Origin of the sequence: Morganella sp. B601 (genome assembly GCF_051172335.1) — a bacterium.
Lineage (GTDB): Bacteria > Pseudomonadota > Gammaproteobacteria > Enterobacterales > Enterobacteriaceae > Morganella > Morganella morganii.
Genome location: NZ_JBPIZE010000013.1, coordinates 1 through 21379, shown reverse-complemented (window position 1 = coordinate 21379; position 21379 = coordinate 1). Strand labels below are relative to the sequence as shown.

19 protein-coding genes, 1 rRNA gene and 2 pseudogenes are annotated in these 21379 nt (G+C 47.6%); 12 read left to right on the top strand and 10 right to left on the bottom strand.

The features are described from left to right. The 10 genes and pseudogenes from ACSBQN_RS19155 to ACSBQN_RS19110 all read left to right on the top strand — a co-directional run. Positions 1-158, top strand: a pseudogene (locus ACSBQN_RS19155) (DUF3944 domain-containing protein); the annotation flags it as partial. A 54-nt stretch (positions 159-212) separates the two neighbouring features. After that, positions 213-887 (top strand): helix-turn-helix transcriptional regulator, encoded by a 675-nt coding sequence (locus ACSBQN_RS19150; protein ID WP_434991804.1) that lies wholly within the window; start codon positions 213-215, stop codon positions 885-887. A gap of 12 nt (positions 888-899) precedes the next feature. Continuing rightward, positions 900-1970 carry a hypothetical protein gene (locus ACSBQN_RS19145; RefSeq protein ID WP_434991803.1) on the top strand — a complete coding sequence of 357 codons (1071 nt, stop codon included), beginning with the start codon at positions 900-902 and terminating at the stop codon, positions 1968-1970. 78 nt (positions 1971-2048) lie between these two features. Further along, positions 2049-2261 carry a hypothetical protein gene (locus ACSBQN_RS19140; protein WP_434991802.1) on the top strand — a complete coding sequence of 71 codons (213 nt, stop codon included), beginning with the start codon at positions 2049-2051 and terminating at the stop codon, positions 2259-2261. Between the two features lie 126 nt (positions 2262-2387). Continuing rightward, positions 2388-2828 carry an antirestriction protein gene (locus ACSBQN_RS19135; protein WP_434991801.1) on the top strand — a complete coding sequence of 147 codons (441 nt, stop codon included), beginning with the start codon at positions 2388-2390 and terminating at the stop codon, positions 2826-2828. A gap of 14 nt (positions 2829-2842) precedes the next feature. Further along, on the top strand, positions 2843-3154 hold the full coding sequence (locus tag ACSBQN_RS19130; protein ID WP_434991800.1) for a TA system toxin CbtA family protein: 312 nt from the start codon (positions 2843-2845) through the stop codon (positions 3152-3154). 102 nt (positions 3155-3256) lie between these two features. Beyond that, positions 3257-4093: a DUF932 domain-containing protein gene (locus ACSBQN_RS19125; RefSeq protein WP_434991799.1), complete on the top strand. Its 837-nt coding sequence runs from the start codon at positions 3257-3259 to the stop codon at positions 4091-4093. Between the two features lie 427 nt (positions 4094-4520). After that, entirely contained in the window at positions 4521-5795 is a 1275-nt protein-coding gene (locus ACSBQN_RS19120; protein WP_354633048.1) for an MASE1 domain-containing protein, read from the top strand. Positions 5796-5822: 27 nt separating this feature from the next. Next, positions 5823-7124, top strand: coding sequence for an HdeD family acid-resistance protein (locus ACSBQN_RS19115; protein ID WP_036410326.1), 1302 nt, complete (start codon positions 5823-5825; stop codon positions 7122-7124). A gap of 85 nt (positions 7125-7209) precedes the next feature. Further along, positions 7210-7542, top strand: a complete 333-nt coding sequence (locus ACSBQN_RS19110; RefSeq protein WP_072125160.1) for a DMT family transporter — start codon at positions 7210-7212, stop codon at positions 7540-7542. Between the two features lie 393 nt (positions 7543-7935). Here ACSBQN_RS19110 and fhuB read toward each other — a convergent pair whose 3' ends face one another. The 4 genes from fhuB to ACSBQN_RS19090 are packed head-to-tail and all read right to left on the bottom strand — an operon-like array spanning position 7936 to position 13671. Then, a complete protein-coding gene (gene fhuB, locus ACSBQN_RS19105; RefSeq protein WP_337137512.1) occupies positions 7936-9909 on the bottom strand; it encodes a Fe(3+)-hydroxamate ABC transporter permease FhuB in 1974 nt (657 codons plus the stop codon). Further along, positions 9906-10778, bottom strand: a complete 873-nt coding sequence (locus tag ACSBQN_RS19100; RefSeq protein WP_337137513.1) for an iron-siderophore ABC transporter substrate-binding protein — start codon at positions 10776-10778, stop codon at positions 9906-9908. The genes fhuB and ACSBQN_RS19100 overlap by 4 nt, the downstream gene beginning before the upstream one ends. A gap of 41 nt (positions 10779-10819) precedes the next feature. Further along, positions 10820-11593 carry an ABC transporter ATP-binding protein gene (locus tag ACSBQN_RS19095; protein WP_024475111.1) on the bottom strand — a complete coding sequence of 258 codons (774 nt, stop codon included), beginning with the start codon at positions 11591-11593 and terminating at the stop codon, positions 10820-10822. 2 nt (positions 11594-11595) lie between these two features. Further along, positions 11596-13671: a TonB-dependent siderophore receptor gene (locus ACSBQN_RS19090; protein ID WP_337137514.1), complete on the bottom strand. Its 2076-nt coding sequence runs from the start codon at positions 13669-13671 to the stop codon at positions 11596-11598. Between the two features lie 107 nt (positions 13672-13778). On the opposite strand from ACSBQN_RS19090, the pseudogene rhuM reads away from it, so the two are divergent. Then, positions 13779-13862, top strand: a pseudogene (rhuM, locus tag ACSBQN_RS19085) (RhuM family protein); the annotation flags it as partial. Positions 13863-13920: 58 nt separating this feature from the next. Here the strand turns inward: rhuM and ACSBQN_RS19080 are convergent. The 4 genes from ACSBQN_RS19080 to ACSBQN_RS19065 form a co-directional block, all read right to left on the bottom strand. Beyond that, the gene (locus tag ACSBQN_RS19080) at positions 13921-14283 is read right to left on the bottom strand and encodes a YibL family ribosome-associated protein (protein WP_123569790.1); all 363 of its coding nucleotides are present in this window, start codon (positions 14281-14283) and stop codon (positions 13921-13923) included. Between the two features lie 131 nt (positions 14284-14414). Beyond that, entirely contained in the window at positions 14415-15953 is a 1539-nt protein-coding gene (gene gadC, locus ACSBQN_RS19075) for a glutamate:gamma-aminobutyrate antiporter (RefSeq protein ID WP_354633047.1), read from the bottom strand. A 471-nt stretch (positions 15954-16424) separates the two neighbouring features. Beyond that, positions 16425-17414: a nickel/cobalt transporter gene (locus tag ACSBQN_RS19070; protein WP_318668676.1), complete on the bottom strand. Its 990-nt coding sequence runs from the start codon at positions 17412-17414 to the stop codon at positions 16425-16427. A gap of 8 nt (positions 17415-17422) precedes the next feature. Next, positions 17423-18058, bottom strand: coding sequence for a DUF1007 family protein (locus tag ACSBQN_RS19065; RefSeq protein ID WP_434991798.1), 636 nt, complete (start codon positions 18056-18058; stop codon positions 17423-17425). Positions 18059-18303: 245 nt separating this feature from the next. Between ACSBQN_RS19065 and ACSBQN_RS19060 the strand changes: the two genes are divergently transcribed. After that, positions 18304-20238: a methyl-accepting chemotaxis protein gene (locus ACSBQN_RS19060; protein ID WP_354633046.1), complete on the top strand. Its 1935-nt coding sequence runs from the start codon at positions 18304-18306 to the stop codon at positions 20236-20238. Between the two features lie 53 nt (positions 20239-20291). Here ACSBQN_RS19060 and yghU read toward each other — a convergent pair whose 3' ends face one another. Together yghU and rrf are read right to left on the bottom strand one after the other, a co-directional pair. Beyond that, positions 20292-21134, bottom strand: coding sequence for a glutathione-dependent disulfide-bond oxidoreductase (gene yghU / locus ACSBQN_RS19055; protein WP_318668675.1), 843 nt, complete (start codon positions 21132-21134; stop codon positions 20292-20294). A gap of 142 nt (positions 21135-21276) precedes the next feature. Further along, positions 21277-21379 (bottom strand): 5S ribosomal RNA (rrf, locus tag ACSBQN_RS19050); the annotation flags it as partial.

Below are 21379 nucleotides of genomic sequence, written 5' to 3'. Positions count from 1 at the left end.
TTGCCGCCAACCGGGCACTGGGGGTACTGGCCGGTCCCATAGGGATTGCGCTGAGCTCCGCATGGCTGATAGCCGATATCGCCGGTCCCGCTTACCGGGTCACCATTCCGGCCTGCATCATTGTGGCGTACCTGCGTCAGAAGGCCCTGGCGGCCTGATTTCCGTATTCCGTTATTCCCTTTTTATCTGACTGACTCACGGAGGCTGCGCTCATGCACACGTCAGATTCACGCCATGACCGGCTTGCATTCCGGCTGGCCATGATTATCAGCCGCCTGTTCCGGGGTGAAACACTGTATCCGGCGCAGCTCGCCCGTGAGTTTAATGTCTCGGCCCGCACACTGCAGCGGGATTTCAGTGAACGCCTGGTCTTTCTGGATACTGAGCCGTATCAGGGCGGATACCGGCTGGCCGCCGGTCAGCGCCCGTACCGGACAGACAGCGATATCCTGTACTTTGCCGATATCACCCATATCACCCCGCTGTTCCCCTCGCTTGACCGCAGGCTGCTGTCCGTTCTGCTCAGTCCGGAAAACGGTGCCCCCTGTCTGGTCTACCATGAACCACCGCAATCCGCCCCGACGCTGTTCGGCGGCTTTTATGTGGTGACACAGGCGATTGTCCGCAGGCGTCTGCTCAGCTTCCGCTGTGACGGTCGGGACTATGAGGGCATGGCCCCCTACAAGCTGATTTATTTTCAGCGGGACTGGTATCTGTGCGGGGAATGGCAGTCTGCCCTGCGGGTGTTCCGGTTCAGTCAGCTGCAGAACATTGCCGTGTCCGGACGCCGTTTCCGTCAGGATGCGGTTATCGCACGGACAGTCACCCGGCCCGAATTTATTACCGCATTACCCCATTATCAGTTTATTCGTTCATTAATCACATAAAAGGAACATCATATGATGAAAACCCGGTTCACCGCCGTTCTGCTGTCTGCCCTGTTGCTGACAGCCTGTGACAACACGCCCGCCCCTGACCCGCGTCAGCAGCAGGAGATTCTGTCAGTAAAGCAGCTGATTTACCCGTATGACCGTACCGTCACGCTCGGCGGTATTCTGGATAACCGCCCTGAATGTACCGAAACAGAGTGGGATACCCTGACTGACGATAAAGGGCGGGAACTGGTCATGTACCGCTGTCATTACAACACGGCCGACACCCTGAACTACATTAACTCCCGCCTGGAAGCCCGTTACCGGACAGCACTGAAAAACGTATCCGAACAACTCAGTAAGGTGACGACATGGCAGCGTACAGAAATAAAAACCCGGACTGACCAGAGTATTTCCACTGCAGAAAAAGAGCTGGGGATGATTAATGCGCTTTCCGGGTTTGACTCAGCCCTTCTGCACAGTGAAATCAGCACCGGTAATGATGACAATAACCGTAACATCCGTCTTAGTGCCGGAAAATTATGGTCCCCCCGGGAAAACGACCTGAATGAAGAGCAGAGAGACCTGATTAAACAGTGGAACAGCATCACCGAATCACTGTCATTTAATGAAGGAAACAGTATTGACAGCTGGTTTGAAAATCCGTCTGACACCCTCAGTTCACTGAAGCAGGAACTGGCTGAACTGAAGGCAGTGCAGGCGCAGGAGCATCGGGAGGGGGATGACCGCCGCCGTGAGGATGAGGCAGCCCTGACCCGCGCACTGGCCGCACTGGAAGCTGCTCATGCTGAGTCGAAAGACTGGCAGATCACCCAGGAACTGATGTGGAGTGTGACCGGCGGTGAACTGGTATTCACCGGCGGCAGGTTTCTGCTGGATGACCGGAACGGGCAGCACGAACTGAGGCCCCTCCACCCGGTCTCACGCGGACCGGTGAGCCGCGGACCGGAAATGCTGGCCGATATTTACGGGGACAGAACCGGGACCGATGCTTACCGGGAGATGGTGGCATTCGGGTTATATCTGCATCAGGTAAAAGATATCAGAGTGCCGTCTGTCAGCCCGTTCGGTTACTGACCGGTATGCTGAATGCCGGAAACCACAACCACGGGGTTTCATTACCCCGTCTCTGCCCGTATTAAAAAGGAAACACAGATGTCTGTCTTTAAATTAATGGCCACTACGCTCGGTGTGGCAACGGTGGCGTTAGCGACTTACTGCGCCTGGCAGACTGCGGCTGAGGCGGCAGACAATGAGGATGCCACCACAACCGAAAAACTGGCGGCGGGCCTCAGTGCCGCGCTGGCCTGCTCAGCCGTGCTGGGCGGTACCCTTGACCGTCTGCTGGGTCGGCTATTTCCCCGCTGACCTGTACAGAAGACCAGTTTATTACATTACCCCTGACGGCAGACGTTCACAGTCTGCCGTTTTTTTATGCCCATTCACAAATCAGTAACCATTTATTTTACCTCGTCAATACAAAGGAGTTTCACGATGACGTTATCAGTACTTCCGCTGCAGCAGCCTGCGGCCATCAAAAGCAATCTGGTTCATCCCCGGGGCAGAGACACATTCTGGCGGTTTTATTTCGGCAGCGTGCCGGGCTGGCAACGCCTGGAAGGCGATATTTTTAAGATGATGGATAATCTGTGTGGCATTTATCACGGTGCATTCTGGGAATTCAGCATGCTCACCAACGGCGGCGCATTTATCTGGCCTGACATGATTGAAACGTCACTCCCGATGGTTAACCCGAATAACGGCAATGACACGGAACTGAGCCCTGAAGCAGCCGGTATCGCGGTATGCCTCATCACTTACAGTCTCTGGTCATTTAAAACTGAAAGTCCGGAGATGGTGGAATATTTTTATCAGTTGCGGGACTACGCCCTGCAGCATGAGGAATGTGCCGCCATTTTTCGCCTTATCGATTAACCGGGAGCTGCGCCATGAACAATACAGCAGTACCCGCATCACCGGCGGCAGTCTGGCAGATACTGCTGACTTACCTGCTGCAACAGCACTACGGCCTCACTCTGAACGACACGGAATTCAGTGATGAGCACGTGATTGAGGCCTGCCTTTATCGCGGGATCTCATTGTGTGAGGCTCTGAATGCCTTTGCAGAGAAATACTCCCTGGTCCGCACCGAACAGTGCAACAGCAGTATCACTGCGACCGATATTCTGCGGGCACGGAAAGCAACTGGTCTGACAGTACACCGCAGAACTCACACCACCAGCCGATACACCTCTGTATAAAAAGCCCACATCCGTACCCCATTTTATCGCGTCCTTTACACCTTCGGCTCCGGCTTTTACCTGTCCACCCTTTTATCCGTTTAATTTTACAGGAGTATTACTATGACCCGTTTAGCCTCCCGCTTCGGCAGGGCGAATATCATTCGTCGTGACCGCCCGTTAACCACCGAAGAATTATACTGCACTGTACCCAGTGTCTTTTCAGCAGAGAAACATGAATCCCGCAGTGACCGTTACACCTATATTCCCACCATTACCCTGCTTGAGAGCCTGCAGAAAGAAGGTTTTTATCCGTTCTTTGCCTGTCAGACCCGTGTCCGCGACGATAGCCGCCGGGATCACACCAAACATATGCTGCGCCTTCGCCGCCATAATCAGATTACCGGAGTCCAGGTACCGGAAATTATTCTGTTAAACAGCCACGACGGCACCAGCAGTTATCAGATGCTGCCGGGATTATTTCGTGCGGTTTGTGAGAACGGGCTGGTCTGTGGTGATACCTTTGGTGAGGTCAGAGTGCCGCACAAAGGTAATGTCGTCGATAAAGTGATTGAAGGGGCTTATGAAGTGCTGGAAACGTTTGATGCGGTGGCTGAAAAACGAGAACAGATGCAGTCTCTGTTGTTACCACCACCGGCACAGCAGGCGCTGGCGCATGCTGCTATCACGTACCGGTTCGGGGATGACCACCAGCCGGTCACCGAAGAGCAGGTGCTGCAACCGCGCCGGTGGGAAGATAAGAAGGATGACCTGTGGACGGTGTACCAGCGTTTGCAGGAGAACCTGATTAAAGGCGGACTGTCCGGACGTACAGCCAAAGGGAAACGATCACACACCCGGGCCGTGACCGGTATCGATGGTGATATCCGTCTGAATAAAGCGTTATGGGTGATGACAGAGAAAATGTATGAGCATTTCGGAAGCCGTCAACCAATCTGAGTTAATACTCAAGCATGAGATTTAATACGAAATTTGCGGTATAATTTGTGGCTGTTGAGTAGTTATCACAGCCATATTTTTTGATTGTTTTTTTATCAATAATCAATCTGGGGGCATTAATGGGGGCACTGATTTTTATTCAACAAAATAAATTTATTTAATATCAATGTCATTACCCATCAAATACGACTCCTGTGATCTCCGCCAATCAAGTTCAATATACCTCTATTGAAGTCAACTATCCCTTTATATTTCAATACAAAGTCATCATTCTCACTCAACTAAGTTCAACTGAAATTAATTTTAAGTATTATGACTATACTTAAAGATACAATTTTGATATTTTCCGAAAAGGAAAATAATATTGACCTTTTTGTGTAAAGATAAGGTCAGACATATCATTATGATACACAATCTAAAATAAACTATGAAAACATCCTTGTTATCAAACAAAACCACATTAGTCGTAATAATAGGATGGTTATTACTTTATTACGTGACAGGCGAAATCTCGGAAATACTCACACCTGAAAATTCTGATATATCTGTGGTCTGGTTTCCTGCCGGAGTCGCAACAACCGCTTTTTTATGTATGCACAAACGCCAATGGCTGCTGCTGCTAATTGGCTTCATTGTGTTAAACATGGTACTGAATGGCTTTGATAGTGAGGAATTTACCCTTTCGTTTATATACGCTGTTCTGGCTGTGCTTTCTTGTATTGTTATTGCCTGGAGTGTCCGCAGGTATGCCCGGCAGGGAGATGACCTGCAAATAATATTGTTATGGCTATCAGCAACAATAATTGTCAGCTTTGCTGATGCGGTTTTATTTTCTGTCCATATGTATTGGTTTGATAATACATCACTTAAAGATATATTCTGGGATGGATTCATTGCTGATATTACCGGCAATATCTTTGCAACAACGGTAATTATGGGGTTAATTAACACCCGTTTCAAATGGATGGTTCCCTCCCATAAAGTTAATATAATTTGGGGTAGTGCTATTTTATTTCTTCTTATTACCAGCACTATATTGATCTTCAATGATACTGCAATACAGATATACCATTCCTATTTTCACCAGCAACGCAATATTGCCAAATTATCGTTACTCTGCATCCCGATTTTACTTGCTGTTATGCTGTCTGTACTGTGGGGAAATCGGGGGGGATCAATAGCGTTGTTAATACTTGCGACGATTACAATCTATTACACCCGCAGCAAGCAGGGACCTTTTTATCTGCATGGTTTGTTTCGTCATGAATCACTGTGGCTGATACAGGGATATTTGACATTAATATCGTTATTAATGGTTTTTTTACGGGTTGTGACCCGAAGTACTCATCGAATTGATAACACTCAAGGAGTTTATAAACCACAGCATTTGGTATATCAACTTAACCTGGATAATGGTGTTATTGAATGGGGAAATACAGATAGCTTATTTCAACAAACTGATTTAACAGCTCTTTCTGGTGTAAGGCAGATTATGGCATCTGTTCATCCTGACGATCGTGAAAAGCTTGCCGGGCATTGGGAACAAAAGCAGGCAAATACCACTCTTCCGGGGATAACCTTTAGTCTGAAAGATAAGGAAGGCCGTTGGTGGAATATAGAAGATCGCGGGAGTGTTATTTTCAGTAATAATGATCCGGTAATGATTGTCGGGAACTGGTTTGTTTTAGGTGAAATTTCCTGATATTGATATGGTAATAAAGGACAGGTAATGCTACAGATTACATTATTACTCTTCGGTGCCGAATTTATCAGAGGGAAAGCTCATTACCTCTGGGGAGTGGGGCTCCTCTGGTGTTTAATGGGTATACTTATTTTCATTGATGGTCTTGATGGTATTCTTTTTTTTCCAATACATTTGTTTGGTTTTTTATTATTACTTGAAAGTCTGATTACATTATGTGTTGCCTCAGGCAGTATCGGGACACAAAAAACGATACTTTTCTTTAAAGGTGGTCTGTTTTTATTCTGTGCATTGGTTATCTTAATTAATCAGACATATAGTAATGTATTACTATCGGCAATGTTTGGTTTTATTTTCTTCGTTACCGGGTTATTTGTTGTTGCATCAGCCTGGATTATTCGTTTTCCGGGATGGAAATTAATCCTGTTATGGGGGGGAACAGAAATCCTGTTTGCCTTTTTTCTGTTTACCCATCACCAGGCAACAATTTCCTTTTTTATCGGATTTTTAATGATAGGGAGTGGTTTTGGATGCCTGAAGATAGCATTCCGGGCTCGTCATATTCAGCGGGGAACATCTGTATTTGAATTGATGAGACCTTCACCTGTATCGTTTAAGAAGAAAGGGATAGCTCTGCCAATAACCGATACGGCACAATTACCGTCTTTAAATGCAACAGCAGAGCAAGGTGCTATTTTAACTGTTCATATCTGGACACCCGAAGGCTCCGCAAACCAGCGCCCTGTGCCACGTCCGATTATTAACCGTTATATTGCGGCGGTTGATTCTGAGGGGGTTATCTCTACAGGGCATGCGTCTCTGGAGCTCTGTCCGCATCTCTATATCAGTTTATACCCGGAAGAAGATATTGATCGTTCTCCGTCAGAGTTTTTCAGGTTATTAAAAGCAACTGCTGATAATAATATTCCCGGAAGGTTTTTACCCGATTATCAAACTGAAGCTTCCGAGTGGTGTGAATCTGACAGACAGATTGTTTTTAATATTTATAATCATGCTTCTTTGCTGAATTTTTGGGAAAAATATCGCCGGCACCCTGTTTATAACCTGACATACCAGAACTGTTCCAGTAGTGTTGCATATGCGCTGGAAGCCGCATTAGATGGCGTTTTGTCCATGCAAAAAAGAAGTTATTTTATGGGCGTTTTAAATGTACTTTGTATGCCGGAGTTGTGGATTGCTGCTCAAATTCGCCGGCGTGCACTGATGATGGCATGGACCCCCGGATTAATTATGGATTATGCACGTGCTTTACGTGCTATTGTACATCCGGTTCCGGTTCCTTGGTATAAGCGCTTGTTAAAACGTTGAATTTAATAGCAATATTCATAAACAAAAACGAACGGAAGAGTCATTTCCTGAGATATTTGCCGGATAAGTTAAAGAGGTTTTTATGCTGAAAGTATACGCAATCTTAATGGTGTCTATCATCGCTGAAACAACAGCGACAACCATGATGAAGGCGTCTCATGGATTCACAAAGTTAGTACCCAGCATTATTGTAATTATCGGGTACGCTATTTCTTTTTATGGCTTATCGCAAGTTGTCAAAAGTATGAATATTGGTATCGCCTATGCGATATGGGCCGGAGCAGGGATATTTCTTGTTTCAGCCCTGTCATTTTTTATTTATAAACAAAAACTTGATTTTCCGGCATTAATTGGTCTGGGATGTATTGCACTGGGCATTATTATTATCCAGTTATTCTCTAAATCGATTACTCATTGAGTTCTGATAGCCCTGAATTACAGGGCTGTCTGTCATTATCCGATATTGACCTCTTCCCTTTCTTCATCTCCGGCTTCAATTTTAGTGGTTTAATAAATTTGGCCACCTGAACAGAGGTAATATGCTCACCTCAGAACGACACAGGTACCTTAATAAAAAAACGAAATATTAAAAAAGGCTGCCGCGCTCCTGATGTCAAATTCCCTGAACAACTCCCGATATTATGACAATCTGTCGGTTCTTTGTGGCCGGACAGCATGAGATTCCCGATTTTGGTTATACTTTCGTGGCAATCGCTCCTGATAGCCATCACCTGAGAGGTTGTGCGACAGATACCGCAATAACCGGGAAGCCGGAGTTCCCTTTTCGGCTGTATCCCGGTATATTTTATGATTATTTCCGAAATCGGCTGACCAGCATTAACCCCAGGAAATAGCTGCCGCCAAGGACAGATACCAATGTTCCGGCTGCTATCTGTGACGGCCAGATAAGCGTTTGTCCCAGCCAGTCCGCCCATATCATCAGAACCGCGCCTGCCAGACCGGCAAAAATCAGCTGTGATTTAACTTTTTGAGCACCGCACAACGCCGCCATATGTGGCGCAATCAGACCGGTAAAGGCCAGAGGTCCTACAGTTGCTGTCACCAGAGCACACAACAGGGCGACCAGTGTCAGCATCAGCAGAGCGGTACGGCCGGTATGCAATCCGCGGGCCTGAGCAAATGTTCTGCCAATGGATATCAGCGTCAGACGGCGACTGAGCGCCAGTATAATAACAGTCAGTCCGGCAATCACGGATGCAAAAAGTACACTTTGCTCTCCGCTGACACGATAGGTGGAACCGGACAGCCACAGCAGTATCCGGTAATTACTCAATGCCCCCTGCGCCAGAAAGAATTGCACAAAGGCTTCCAGCCCCGCCGTCAGCGCAATCCCGGTAAGGATTAATGTTGCCGGTGCAAACTGATGCCGGCGTCCGAGTAAAAGTAAAAGCCCCAGTACCAGAGCACTGCCGGTCAGTGCTGCTCCCCAGAGGGAGGTCTGAATCATATTTCCCGTTAACACGCTTATCAGGATAAGTGCAACCGTCGCCCCGGATGACACACCAAGAATATCCGGGCTTGCCAGCGGATTATAAATTAACCGTTGTAACAGGGTTCCGGCCAGCGCCAGTGCAATACCTGCCGTGGCAGCTGACAATAACCGCGGCCATCTCAGAGACCAGCGGAAAGGCTCCGGAGCCCCCCACAGGAAGCCGGTTTCTGATTGCTGAAAAAAGATCGTGGTCATCAGCCCGGCAAACAGCAGAAGTACAACAACACTCATTGCGTGCGGCAGAAAACGGGGAGAAATAACCGGTTTCAGAATAATGGTCATCTGATCCTGTGCGGTGAAACGGCGGCGGCTGAATACAATAAGTGCAGGTGCACCAATGGCGGCAGTCATCACACCGGTCGGGATCACCGTCTGCATCAGTTGCCCGAGAGCCAGAGCCAGGGTGTCAGCAAACAACAGTAAAAACGCCCCGGCAATCACAGAGAAAATCAGCTCCTGTAGCGCAGTGCGTGCACCGGCAATCCGGACAAGATTCGGTGCCAGCAATCCGATAAAGCCAATCATACCGGCAGTGCTGATCACGACCGAAACCAGCCATGCTGAAAGTACCATGAACAGCAAAAATACCGGCAAAACAGATAATCCGCGTGCTTGTGCGCCCTGGTGTCCCAGCCGTAATACCGTCAGTATCCGCGGGGCGAACAGCAGAATAAACAAAACAGGCAGCAGGCGCGGCATAACATCTGTGACATTCTGCCAGCCATCCTGAGTCAGATCGCCGGCTCCCCACATAAAAATATTTTGCGCAAACTGCGAATTCAGTGTAATCACCGCGGTTGCGATGGCACCAAGCAGAATATTGACCACCATTCCGGAAACAATCAGTGGTAATCCTGTAATATTACGGCTTCCTGTAATCAGGATGACAAATGCAAACGCCAGCAGCGCACCTGCGGTTGCAACAGGAACGGAATAATCAGCAGACAATTCACTGAAACTGACAGATAAAATAACCAGTGCAAGCCAGGCTCCGGATGATGTTCCGAGTGTCATCGGGGAAGTGAGGTTATTTTGTGTCAGCTGTTGCATCAGGCTGCCGGTCAGCCCCAGCGTCGCACCCGCCAGCAATGCCATGCAAAGTCTCGGCAATTGTCCGTAAAGATAAAATACAGCCGGAAACGTTTGTGCCGCTTCCGGCGTAAAAATCAGGCTGAGTTGCTGTTGCGGAGATAAGCCGGGCTCAAGCTGCAAGTTAATCGCTATCAACAGAATAAACAGCAACGGAAAGAGTATAAGGTAACGGATTTTCATGAGGCGGGCGCAATCTCCAGTAAACTATCCGTAATGGCATCCGCCATCCGCTGCAATGAACAGACGCCACCGTAATTCCAGACCGGTGCAACGCCATTGATTTTGCCCTGCTTCACAAATGGCATCGCCTGCCACAAACGGATATCTGCCAGTTTTTTTTCTTCAGGAAAAGGGCGAAACCAGAGAACATAACCATCACCGACGTCCTGTAATACATTGATCCGCCGCTGGGCGATTCCCCATGGCTGCGCGTCCAGGGGGATTGCCGGTGTCAGGCCAAGGTTACGCAATACATAGTTAACAGCAGAATTATCAGCCGGCAGAAAAACAGTGGTCAGCGTGGAAAAGCGAATGACAGTAACCCGGGTACCCGGCGGATAGACAGCCGCTAATTTATTGCTCAGCTCCGTAAACCGCTGCGTTAAAGCAGCCAGTTGTTCATCCGCCTGCTGTTCTCTGCCAAACAGTATCCCCAGCGTTTTAAGGTGACGGATAGCCACCGGAGCGGCATCATCTGCTGATGAAAAATTGGTCAGATAAACGACGGGAGCTATCTGCTCTAACAGCGGAATCAGATCTGCCTGTGATGCACCCGCCAGGATGACATCCGGCTTCAGTCCGGCAATTTTTTCGAGATTCGGTTCCGCCCGGGTTCCGGTTTCAGCCACATTTTCTGTCAGTACCGGCAGTCGGACCCACTGCCGGTAACCGCTGGTTTCTGTTGCCCCGGCAGGGGTTATCCCTAATGACAGCGTTTGTTCAAGCAGATCCCAGTCCAGCACCACGACCCGCTGCGGTATGGTTTCAAACGTGTGCCCGCCACGGTCATCATTGATTGTGACAGCCGCCTGCCCTGCTCCCGCAAACATCAAAAAAAATATGGCGGATAACCGGATTAAACGTAATAACATCAGTTGCATACGACTGCTACTTTTCGTTGTTCTGTATCCGGATGCGGTATTAACCGGATAGCCGTTTCATATAATCCGGAAAGACGGGTTTCATCCTCCAGCAATGCAGCATTGCCTTCAAACGCTACTTTGCCTTTTTTCAGGGCGATAATATGGGTTGCATACTGCAATGCAAGATTAAGATCATGAAGGATAACAATGATACCGGTACGCTGTGTGCGGTTTAAATCCTGCAGCAGCCTCATCAGTTGGTATTGATGATGAATATCCAGTGCAGATGTCGGCTCATCGAGGATCAGTACCGGGGATTGCTGTGCCAGTAACATGGCAACCCATGCGCGCTGGCGTTCACCGCCGGATAAATTATCGGCGGGTATTTGTGCAAATTCCGTAACACCGGCACTCTCCATGGCTTGTGAGATAATAATGTTATCTTCCGGATGCCGGCGGCCAAATGTGCCGCGCCAGGGAAAACGCCCCAGGCTGACCAGTTCACGGACGGTCAGCCCGGCAGAAACCGGCAGTTTTTGCGGCAAAAATGCCACTTGTTGTGCCAGCTCCCGTTTGGTGTAACCGGTGAGGTTTTTATTATTCAGCAAAATTTCCCCCTGATCCGGCCGGGTCTGACCGGCCAGCAGATCAACCAGGGTGGATTTTCCTGACCCGTTATGACCAAGCACAACAGTCAGTTCCGTCGCTGGGATCGTCAGGGACGGGACGGATAAAATTACCCTCCCGTCACGTACAACACGGATACCATTCAGTTCAAACATAACTACCAGCTGTATTTGGTCTGAACGACAACAGAACGGGATTGGCCGTAATAGCAGTAATAATCACATGCAGAAATATATTCTTTATTCAGCAGATTATTCACATTGACCTGAAGCTGCCACTGTTTGTTCAGCTTATAAATGACCGCAGCATCCCATAATGCAGCAGCAGACACAGTACGATCACTGCTCGCCGGATTGTCTTTTGATTTACCGAGATAGCGGACACCGGAGCCAAGTGTCAGTTCTCCGCTGCCGGTTACCGGCAGTGTGTAATTGACCCAGGCGGATGCCATGTGCTCAGGGATAAGCGCAGTCTGTTTACGTCCCTGACCACCGGTATTATCTGTTTTGGCATTTGTGTAGGTATAGGATGCCTGAACATTGACATTATCAGTCAACTGCACAAATCCTTCAGCTTCTGCCCCCGTTGATGTGACTTTTCCTGTCTGTGTGGCAACAGAAGTATCCGGATTGGTAACCAGTGCATTTTTCTGTTCAATACTGAACCAGGCAATATTCAGATAACCATCGAGGAATGAAGGCGTATATTTGACTCCGGCCTCAATTTGTTCACCTTTCAGCGGTTTATACAAATCGCCGGTCGCAGGGTCGATGGTGCTCATCACTTCAAATGACTGTGAATAGCTGGTATAGGGTGATAACCCGTTATCCGCCAGATACATCAGCCCGGCATTGACACTTACCTCACCATCATTCCGGGATTTATCATTATGAGCTGTCTGATTTTTATTCTCAGTTTTTACCTGATCATAACGCACCCCGGCAACACCGATCCATTTACCGTCCAGCTTGATTTGGTACCGGGAATAGAGGCTTGCCTGAGTTTTATCTATTGTCCGGTTAATATTATCGGCCGGGTCCAGTGGTACGTATTGTCCGTAGACCGGATTCCACGGATTGATCGGACTGAATGCATAACTGTCCTGTTCATCACCTTTTGTCCGGTGATACTGAATTTCAGCCCCTGCCAGCAGGGTGTGCTCCAGACGTTCTGAATCCCATTGTCCCGTCAGGTTGTTATCGAATGTTATACTCTGGCTGTTACCGTCACGGAATACAACACCGCGGGCGAGAGAGGTTGCAGATGTATCTGCGTTCGGAAATGCATATACACTGCGCAGCGTCAGTGAATTATAACCATAATTCAGGCGCTGGGAGAAACGCCAGGTCGTGTCAATATCGTGTTCCAGCAGATATCCGGCGGAAAACTGTGAGCGCTTGTATTTATCATAATCCGGCTCGCCAAGATTCGCTGACGGTTTAATTTTTCCGTAAGGTGAATCGATCAGTGTACCGGCTGCAGGGAAAAACGGGTTGGTTGGTGTACCATCATCATGCAGATACGTTGCCATCAATGTCAGCATGGTATCGTCAGAAAGCGCCATCGCAAGTGAAGGCGCCAGATAAATTCGTTTGTTATCCGTTTTATCCAGTTCACCGTCTGCCTGTTTCATCAAACCGACTATCCGGTAACGGATATCCCCATCATCGCTGGCATGACCGGCAACATCAAAACCAAACCCGCGCTGATCATTATTTCCTGCTTCAAGGAAAAATTCTCCTTTCGGGGTAAACACCGGCTTTTTAGTCACCACGTTTACAGCACCACCGGGGGTAGATTCGCCAAACAGAACCGCAGACGCGCCTTTAACAACTTCAATTTGTTCGAAACCATAAGGTTCAAGCAGCCAGGTATAATACCCGTCGCGGAATAAACGGCTGTTATCCAGATAGGTCGCGGCATCAAAACCACGGATTTTAAACCAGTCAGTATCATTATCCGCACCGTAAGGCTGAGCAGTTACCCCTGAGGTGTAGCGCAGTGCTTCATCCAGTTTTTGCGGTGCGCGGGTTTCCAGCTCTTTTTGCGTAATAACAGAAACGGATTGCGGTGTTTCCTGTAATGCGGTGTCAACTTTCAGCACCCCGGCACTGACTACAACAGTGTCAGAAGTATTACTGTTTGCTGTTTGTGAGTACGCAGGTACAGCACAAAGGGCAACGAAAACATGAAGTGTGATAGCTAAGGGTTTGAAATAAAAAAAATTAGTCATAGCGCCCCTGAAAAGACGAATAATAACGATAATGAGTATTATTAACTATGATTATGCTGTATGGAACTAAAATTTAACCGATACTGAAGAAAGGGAAGAGGTCACCCGAACGCATCCGTGATATCCGTGCCAGTGAGCGGCGGGTGTATTTACGGGTGAAAGATATTTTCGCTATGGCTGTGAACCGGGAATTAAGATCCTTCCGGTATCAGCGTACCATGAGAGATTTGAGCCGGATTGGTTTTCCGGCTAGAAATCAGTCTTAGAAAAACCGGTCATACCGTCCAGTTCCATTTCGCGGCCTAATGCCGTCATCGGATGGACAATGATCAGACCCCGCACAGCTTTCTTAAGCTTGCCGATATCAGCCTGCTCTTTCTTAGTGATAAGACGTTTGAACGGCATATCCACCAGCTTCTGCGCTTCTTTGCTGAGTTTCTTGCTTCGTTGTTCCTTCAGGCGGGCAATTTCAGTTTCCAGCGCGGCTTTTTCTTTCTCAAGTTCTGCATACTTTTCTGTTTCGTTCTTCTGCAGCATACCTGCCATCTGGTGGCGGGTAAGGTCTAAACGGTCGCTGAGAAGCTTGATTTGTGCTTTTTCGTTTTCTTTCATTTTAATTAACCATGAATCAATTTCCTGCCGGGAAGTATACATCATTCTCTGTAAGAGTACGAAAAATGGGGATGTCAGTTATTTTAATTAACAAATAAGACCACTAATGGTGGCCTTATCCGTTTTATATCTTACTCATTTTGATCTTTTTTATCATCATGAACCAAATGATATGCAGATCGTGCCCGTGGATGGATAAAGAAATGACCTGACGGCGCGTTATGTGTTTTAATATGTATCATTAATATTCCGGTTTTTTTACCTTGCTTATTATGAAATGCATAGATAATAAATGGCAGCAGAAAAATAACCACAAAGCAGATACCAAGTAATATCACATAGGATTCACTGCCTGCACCGCCCGGTAATGAACTTGGTGGAAAGAAAGAAACAACAAAGGCAAGAACCGATAATATAAAACCCGCAGATGCCACAGCAAGTTTAAAACCTTTACCGCCGGGTATATTAAATACCCGTTTTTTCTCAGGGTGTTTGCAAATTAAACACATATACCCGAGAAACAACATAAAATAACTGCACAGATAAATAACAACGGTCAGCGCTAATGCGATTAGGAAGGAGGTATTACCGCCTCCGCCGCTGTTGGTCAGCACTATGATGGCAATAGTTGTAATCAGTAATTGTGAAATCACCAATGTAACCGGCACACCATTTTTATTCACCTTAGCAAAGCTTTTCGGTAAAATACCATTTTGGGCAGCAACATACATCCCGCGGGATGGCCCCACAATCCATGATGCTATTTCTGCCAGTACACCTAATAATAAGAGTGCCGCAATAATACGGACAGTCCACTCAAGCGCAGGATTAAAACTTGATACCAGCACATTGAATGTCTGCACCACACCTGCGGATAGATTGATTTCACTGACAGGAATGGATACCGCGACCGATAATCCGCCAATTGAGCTTAAACAAATAGCCGCTATCATCAGTAAAAACATTGCAGCCGGATAATCTCTTCCCGGGTTTTCCATTTCATTAACGTGTGTTGCTGAGGCTTCAACCCCCATGTAACTCAATATAAAAGCAACAAAAACGACCAATGTGCCTATTTTTGTAAAATCAGGGAAAAAAGTCGATGCGCTGATTTCAGTCGCTAAAGGCGCACCGCTGACGAGATAATGTATAGCAAGGAATACCAAAATAAGCGCAGGTAATAAAATACCGGCAAAAAAACCTATTTTTGCGATAGTTGCTGTATATTTTGTACCGCCAAACTGAGTAAATGCCAATATCCATAATATAACCAAAGCACCGATAGTTTTAACTATCGGGTCGTTATTCAGTTCGGGCCAGTTAAGGATATAAGATAATGCCCCTAATACAAAATAGAGCATAGGTATAAAGCCGATTGCAATTTGCAGATAACCAAATGAAATAGCAGCAAATCCCCAGCGCTCACCCAGAGTGTTAGAAACCCAGGCAAATATGCCGCCCTCTTCCCAGCCTTCCACTGTTGCCATTTCTGCCGCACAAAGAGCAACAGGAATAAACCACAATAAACCACCTAATAAAAGGAAAAAAACCAAACTAAAACCGGATGTTGCAAATGTCGGGTATTCATATACCGCCATGACCATAGAGGCAGTAATCGCAAAAAAACCTAATAAAGTCAGTTTCCCGGCACCAGACGCTATCGCTGTCATACTATCCACCTGATATAGTTAATAACATCAGTTCTTTTATCTGCGCTTCACCAGCGGACCAAAAACCATGATATTCTCTGATCTCATAAACAGAAATGAGTCATGAGCATAATCACTATTGATTTATTTAATAACTATTATCCCTTAATCCAAACTTGTCAAATCATCTGACTTTAGTTTCATAATGATAATATTGTTCTGAATTCATCAAAATAAATCACTAACCTACTAATCACTAAAGAATAACCACATAAATAATTTAACCATTAATGATGCATTAATATGTTATTATTGACAGATAACTCCGTTATACACCAAAACAGCCAGGAGTTTACTATATTAATGTAATTAATGGCCTATATGTTATGGCAATATATTGCGTATGGTTTTATGAAAAAATGCATTCATAACTATAGCTAATATTTCTCAGGGAAAGTAAAAAATAAAATAATTGATGATAAATAAAGGCCATCAGCTGGTAAAAAACCCTGCTCCGGGCATACTGACTGTCTGGTACATCAATACACCAGCAATAATAAATATCCCCCCGGCGATCAACCGGAGAATATCGCCATAATACCGGTTTGTTTTTTGCCCGGGATTACGGGACAGGCGCAGTGCCAGAAAGCGCATGCTGTGTACGAACCAGGCAATCATACAAAGAGTGATGCCGGTTCCCAGCGCCATTGCGAATACCGCGATAATTCCCCAGTGAAAAACACCGATAACTGATGAGAACAGTAAAACCAATAATGCCCCCGAACACGGTCGGCTACCCATGGCCAGAATCATACCGGCTTGTGTCCGCCAATTGCCGGTGACTGTATTTCCCGGCATAACATGCTGATGACCACAACTGCATGTCTCAACTTGTCCGCTTTGCAGATAAACCGGTTTTAATGCCACAGGGGGTTTATTATCCGATACGCGGATTGTTTTTATTTGCGGCTTATTGATCGGTGGCCTGATAAATAAACGGCGTAATGCGCGGATAACAATAATGGTGCCAAAAAGAATAATAAACGCATAACTGGCTTTCTCTGTTATCTGGCTGACATTATTTAACTGGCGTACTGACAAGTTTAATATAAACAGCACAACAGAGACTAAAACAACCGCCACAGTGCCCTGAAGCAGAGAAGCCAGAATACTTAATAACGTGCTGTGGCGTAATTTTGCCGGATGTGTGGCGATGTAAGCAGAAAGGATAACTTTGCCGTGGCCTGGGCCCAGAGCATGCAACAGGCCATATAAAAAACTGAAAAGCGTCAGAAGCCCGCCCGCTTTAAGCGGATCAGACACTACTTTCTGAATCAGCGCCGCCATTTCGAAATTCAGTTCTTTTTGTAACTTTGCACTGACATGCAGCAATGACGGCCACTGGCTGTACAGCAACCCGCCTGCAGACAAAACAATAAGTACAACAGTGAGCTGAAGAATAATCCGTGAATATGATGTCATCCGTTATCTCACTCCGGGCAATGTAAGGTGATCTGCTGTGCAAACTGACGACCGAGCGTCAGGTCATCATCCGGGGTATCACCGGTATCCAGCGACAGCGCATAATCTTTCAGGGTATCCGAAGGATCTGCCTCGGTAAAAATTAACCGGCACTGTGATGCATCCGGCGGAGAAAGGTGAACCGCGCGTTTGCCGTTGTAGGTCATACTGACAAAAAAAGTCGGCTCATACGTTTTCAGCTCAATGGTGCTGCCGGTTAACGGTATCGGATGCAATAGTGAGACACGGAATGACATAACAATCTGCAATCCCTCACGCATCATCCGGTTGGTGTCCGGAAAGAGTTTAAGAGGCTGTTTTTTATTCTGATAATTCAGTTCGGAAAAATAAGACTGTGCAATTATATTGGCCATCACAGATGCTGCCTGCTTCTTCCACTGCGGACTGTCTTCTTTGGTGTTCATCAAATCATACAGAATATCTGCGGAAGTCATCGGATCCATTTTCCAGACATACTCAATGCCTGTCAGAGTCTGGTTTTCCGTTATCAGGGTCGTTTCCATATCGATAAAACTGTGCGGGTGTGCAAATGTCTGCGGACTGAACATCAGCAAAACTAAGAAAGAGAGCAGTAACGTATTCATTCTTCTGATTAAATTCACAGATTATCTCACCCCGGCAAAAGATGTTATAACATAACATAGTGCTGCAGATGAAAATACTGTTTTCTGAAACACCGCTGCGGACAGGAAATCATCATAAAATGACGAAAGTGCGATCCCTGCCACAGATATCTGCCATTCATTCGCCTGTTCAATAAAACATCATAAAGATATAGGTCACACCGCCGATAACTCAAATATACCCTTATTTGTTTCGGGAGTTTTGTATGTCCTGGTATCCGTCCCGCATTTCAACCCGCCTGACTATCGGGGGCATCCTGCTCCTGGCCGTCACTACTGCCATTATTATTGTTGTTATGCTGTGGCGGGGTCAGCCCCGCGTTGTGGAAATTAATACTGCATTAATTGAAGAAACCGGACGCGGCCTGACATCCAGGGTCAGCACGATTTTATCTCAGACAGACGGAAAAACGGTCAGCCTGGCACGCCTGGCGGAAGTGCTGCCCAATGATGAGGCGCTGTACCGCTATATCCCGCCCAATCTGATTGAAAGCAACAGCCTGATCACCGGCGGCGGGATCTGGCCGGAGCCGGGGGCATTCACCCCGGGAATTGAGAAACGCAGCTTTTTCTGGGCACGGAATCCGGCCGGGGAACTGGTTTTTTCTGATGAGTACAATACAGAGGGTGCCGGTAATTATCACAATGAAAGCTGGTACCGGAATGCCCGTGAGCAATCAACGGAGAGCTGTTTGTGGTCTGATGTTTACCGTGATGCCGTTTCCGGTGTGAATATGGTGACCTGCAGTGTGCCTTACAAAACCGACGGAAAATTTGCCGGTGTCGCGACAACGGATATCCGTCTGGATAATATCGCCGCTATTATGCAGCAATACGGCAACAGCACCGGAGGCTATGCCTTTGTGACAGACCGGCAGGGGCAGCTGATCTATTTTCCGGGTGATGACAGTAAGCAATTCAAAACCTTTGATGAGCTGGCCGCACAATCAGCCTGGCTGGCACCGGTGGCAGCAAGCCTGAAGCAACCCCATTCTGAGCAATCCGCTATCGACAGTATCCGCATTGATAATGACGGTCAGCTGAATACCGCTTCACAAGTGATGCTGTTCCCGATGGCCGATACCGGATGGGTCATAGGCCTTGTCACACCGGAAAGCCGGATCACCGGGCTGGCAAAAGTGATGATGCAGGATGTGCTGGAAGCCCTGCTGCCGATCATGGCACTGCTGTTGCTGGGCTCCTGGCTGGTTGTCCGCTGTCTGATCACCCGCCTCGATGAGACCCGTAAGGCCCTCGATGATATAGCTCACGGGGAAGGCGACCTGACCCGGCGGATGGAAGTTCGCGGTGCCGATGAAATCTCCGCTATCTCACAGGCATTTAATCTGTTTGCCGATAAAATATCATCCATGCTGCTCACGGTACGCAGCAGCAGTTCTGTTGTGGCCGGAAATACCGTTAATCTTGCTGATAATAATAACGAGTTGTCCGCACGGGTCACACAGCAGGCGGCAGCGCTGGAGCAGAGTGCTTCCGCGATGGAAGAACTGAATGCAACGGTGCGTCAGAACAGTGAGAATACCCATCAGGCTGATGAACTGGCGGAAACCACCGCACAAACAGCAAGCCGCTGCGGAGATATGATGCGTGATGTGATTTCGACAATGAACAGCGTCAGTACATCATCCGGACGAATGGTTGAAATCGTGTCAGTGATCGACAGTATTGCATTCCAGACCAATATTCTGGCACTGAATGCCGCCGTCGAGGCAGCGCGTGCCGGTGATTCCGGGCGGGGCTTTGCAGTGGTCGCAACCGAAGTCAGGTCACTGGCTCAGCGCAGCGCACAGGCAGCACAGGAGATTAAGGCGCTGATTGATGAGTCTGTGCAGAATGTCAAAACCGGCAGTAATCAGGTGCATGAAGCCGGAGAAACGCTGGCAGATCTGGTGATGGATGTGTTGCAGGTAAGACAGCTGATGAGTGATATCCGTGTCGCCGGTGAGGAGCAGAGCAAAGGGCTGGCCGAGGTAACGATGGCAGTCTCAGAGATGGATACCACCGTACAGCAGAATGCCACATTAATTGATGATGCCGCTTCGCGGACGCAAATCCTGCGAAGAGAAGCCGAACAGCTTTCGCAGATGGTATCAGCCTTTAAATTACCGGAACCGCGTTAATAATGCAGATACGTTTCCCGGCAGAAAACTCTCTGCCGGGAATACGTGAAATATCAGTCCAGATCTGATGCGTCGTGACGTTCGCGGATAAACCGATCTGACGGCTCTCCGCCGCTGCGGTTAACCCGGCGTCCGCGCTGAACAGCCGGACGTGCCGCTATCTGCTTCGCCCAGCGGATCACATGCGGATATTCACTGACAGACAGGAATGTCGCCGCATTATACAGCGTACCCAGCACTAACCCGCCGTACCATGGCCATGCAGCCATATCAGCAATAGTGTAGTTATCGCCGGTAATAAATTCATGCTGACTGAGCTGACGGTTCAGGACATCCAGCTGGCGTTTGGTTTCCATCGCGTAGCGGTTAATCGGATATTCATATTTTTCCGGTGCATACGCATAGAAATGACCAAACCCGCCGCCGACAAACGGTGCTGATCCCATCTGCCAGAACAGCCATGACAATGTTTCTGCCCTTTCAGGTTGTGTTTCCGGCAGGAACAAAGAGAATTTTTCGGCCAGATAGGTCAGAATTGCACCGGATTCAAAGATCCGTACCTGCTTCGTACCACTTCTGTCGACCAATGCCGGGATTTTTGAGTTCGGGTTAATATCAACAAATCCGGAACCAAACTGGTCACCTTCGCCGATATCAATCAGCCAGGCATCGTATTCCGCATCGCGGATCCCCGCAACCAGCAGTTCTTCAAGCATGATAGTGACTTTCTGACCGTTAGGTGTTCCCAGCGAGTAAAGCTGCAATGGGTGTTTACCAACAGACAGGGCTTTTTCATGTGTCGCCCCGGCAACAGGACGGTTGGTATTGGCAAATTTTCCGCCGTTTTTCTGTTTCCATTCCCACACCTGAGGCGGGACATAGGTTGGATCAGCCATAACGATGCTCCTTTATATTTTCTGCCGGATTGAAGTGATCAGTTATCCAATCTACCTTCCGGTGAATAAAATACAAACGGAATTTTCTTTTCGCTCAAATGCAAAAAAGCCACCCAAAGGGTGGCTTCTTCACTTAATAATAACCTGGCGGTTCCCTACTCTCACATGGGGAGACCCCACACTACCATCGGCGCTACGGCGTTTCACTTCTGAGTTCGGCATGGGGTCAGGTGGGACCACCGCGC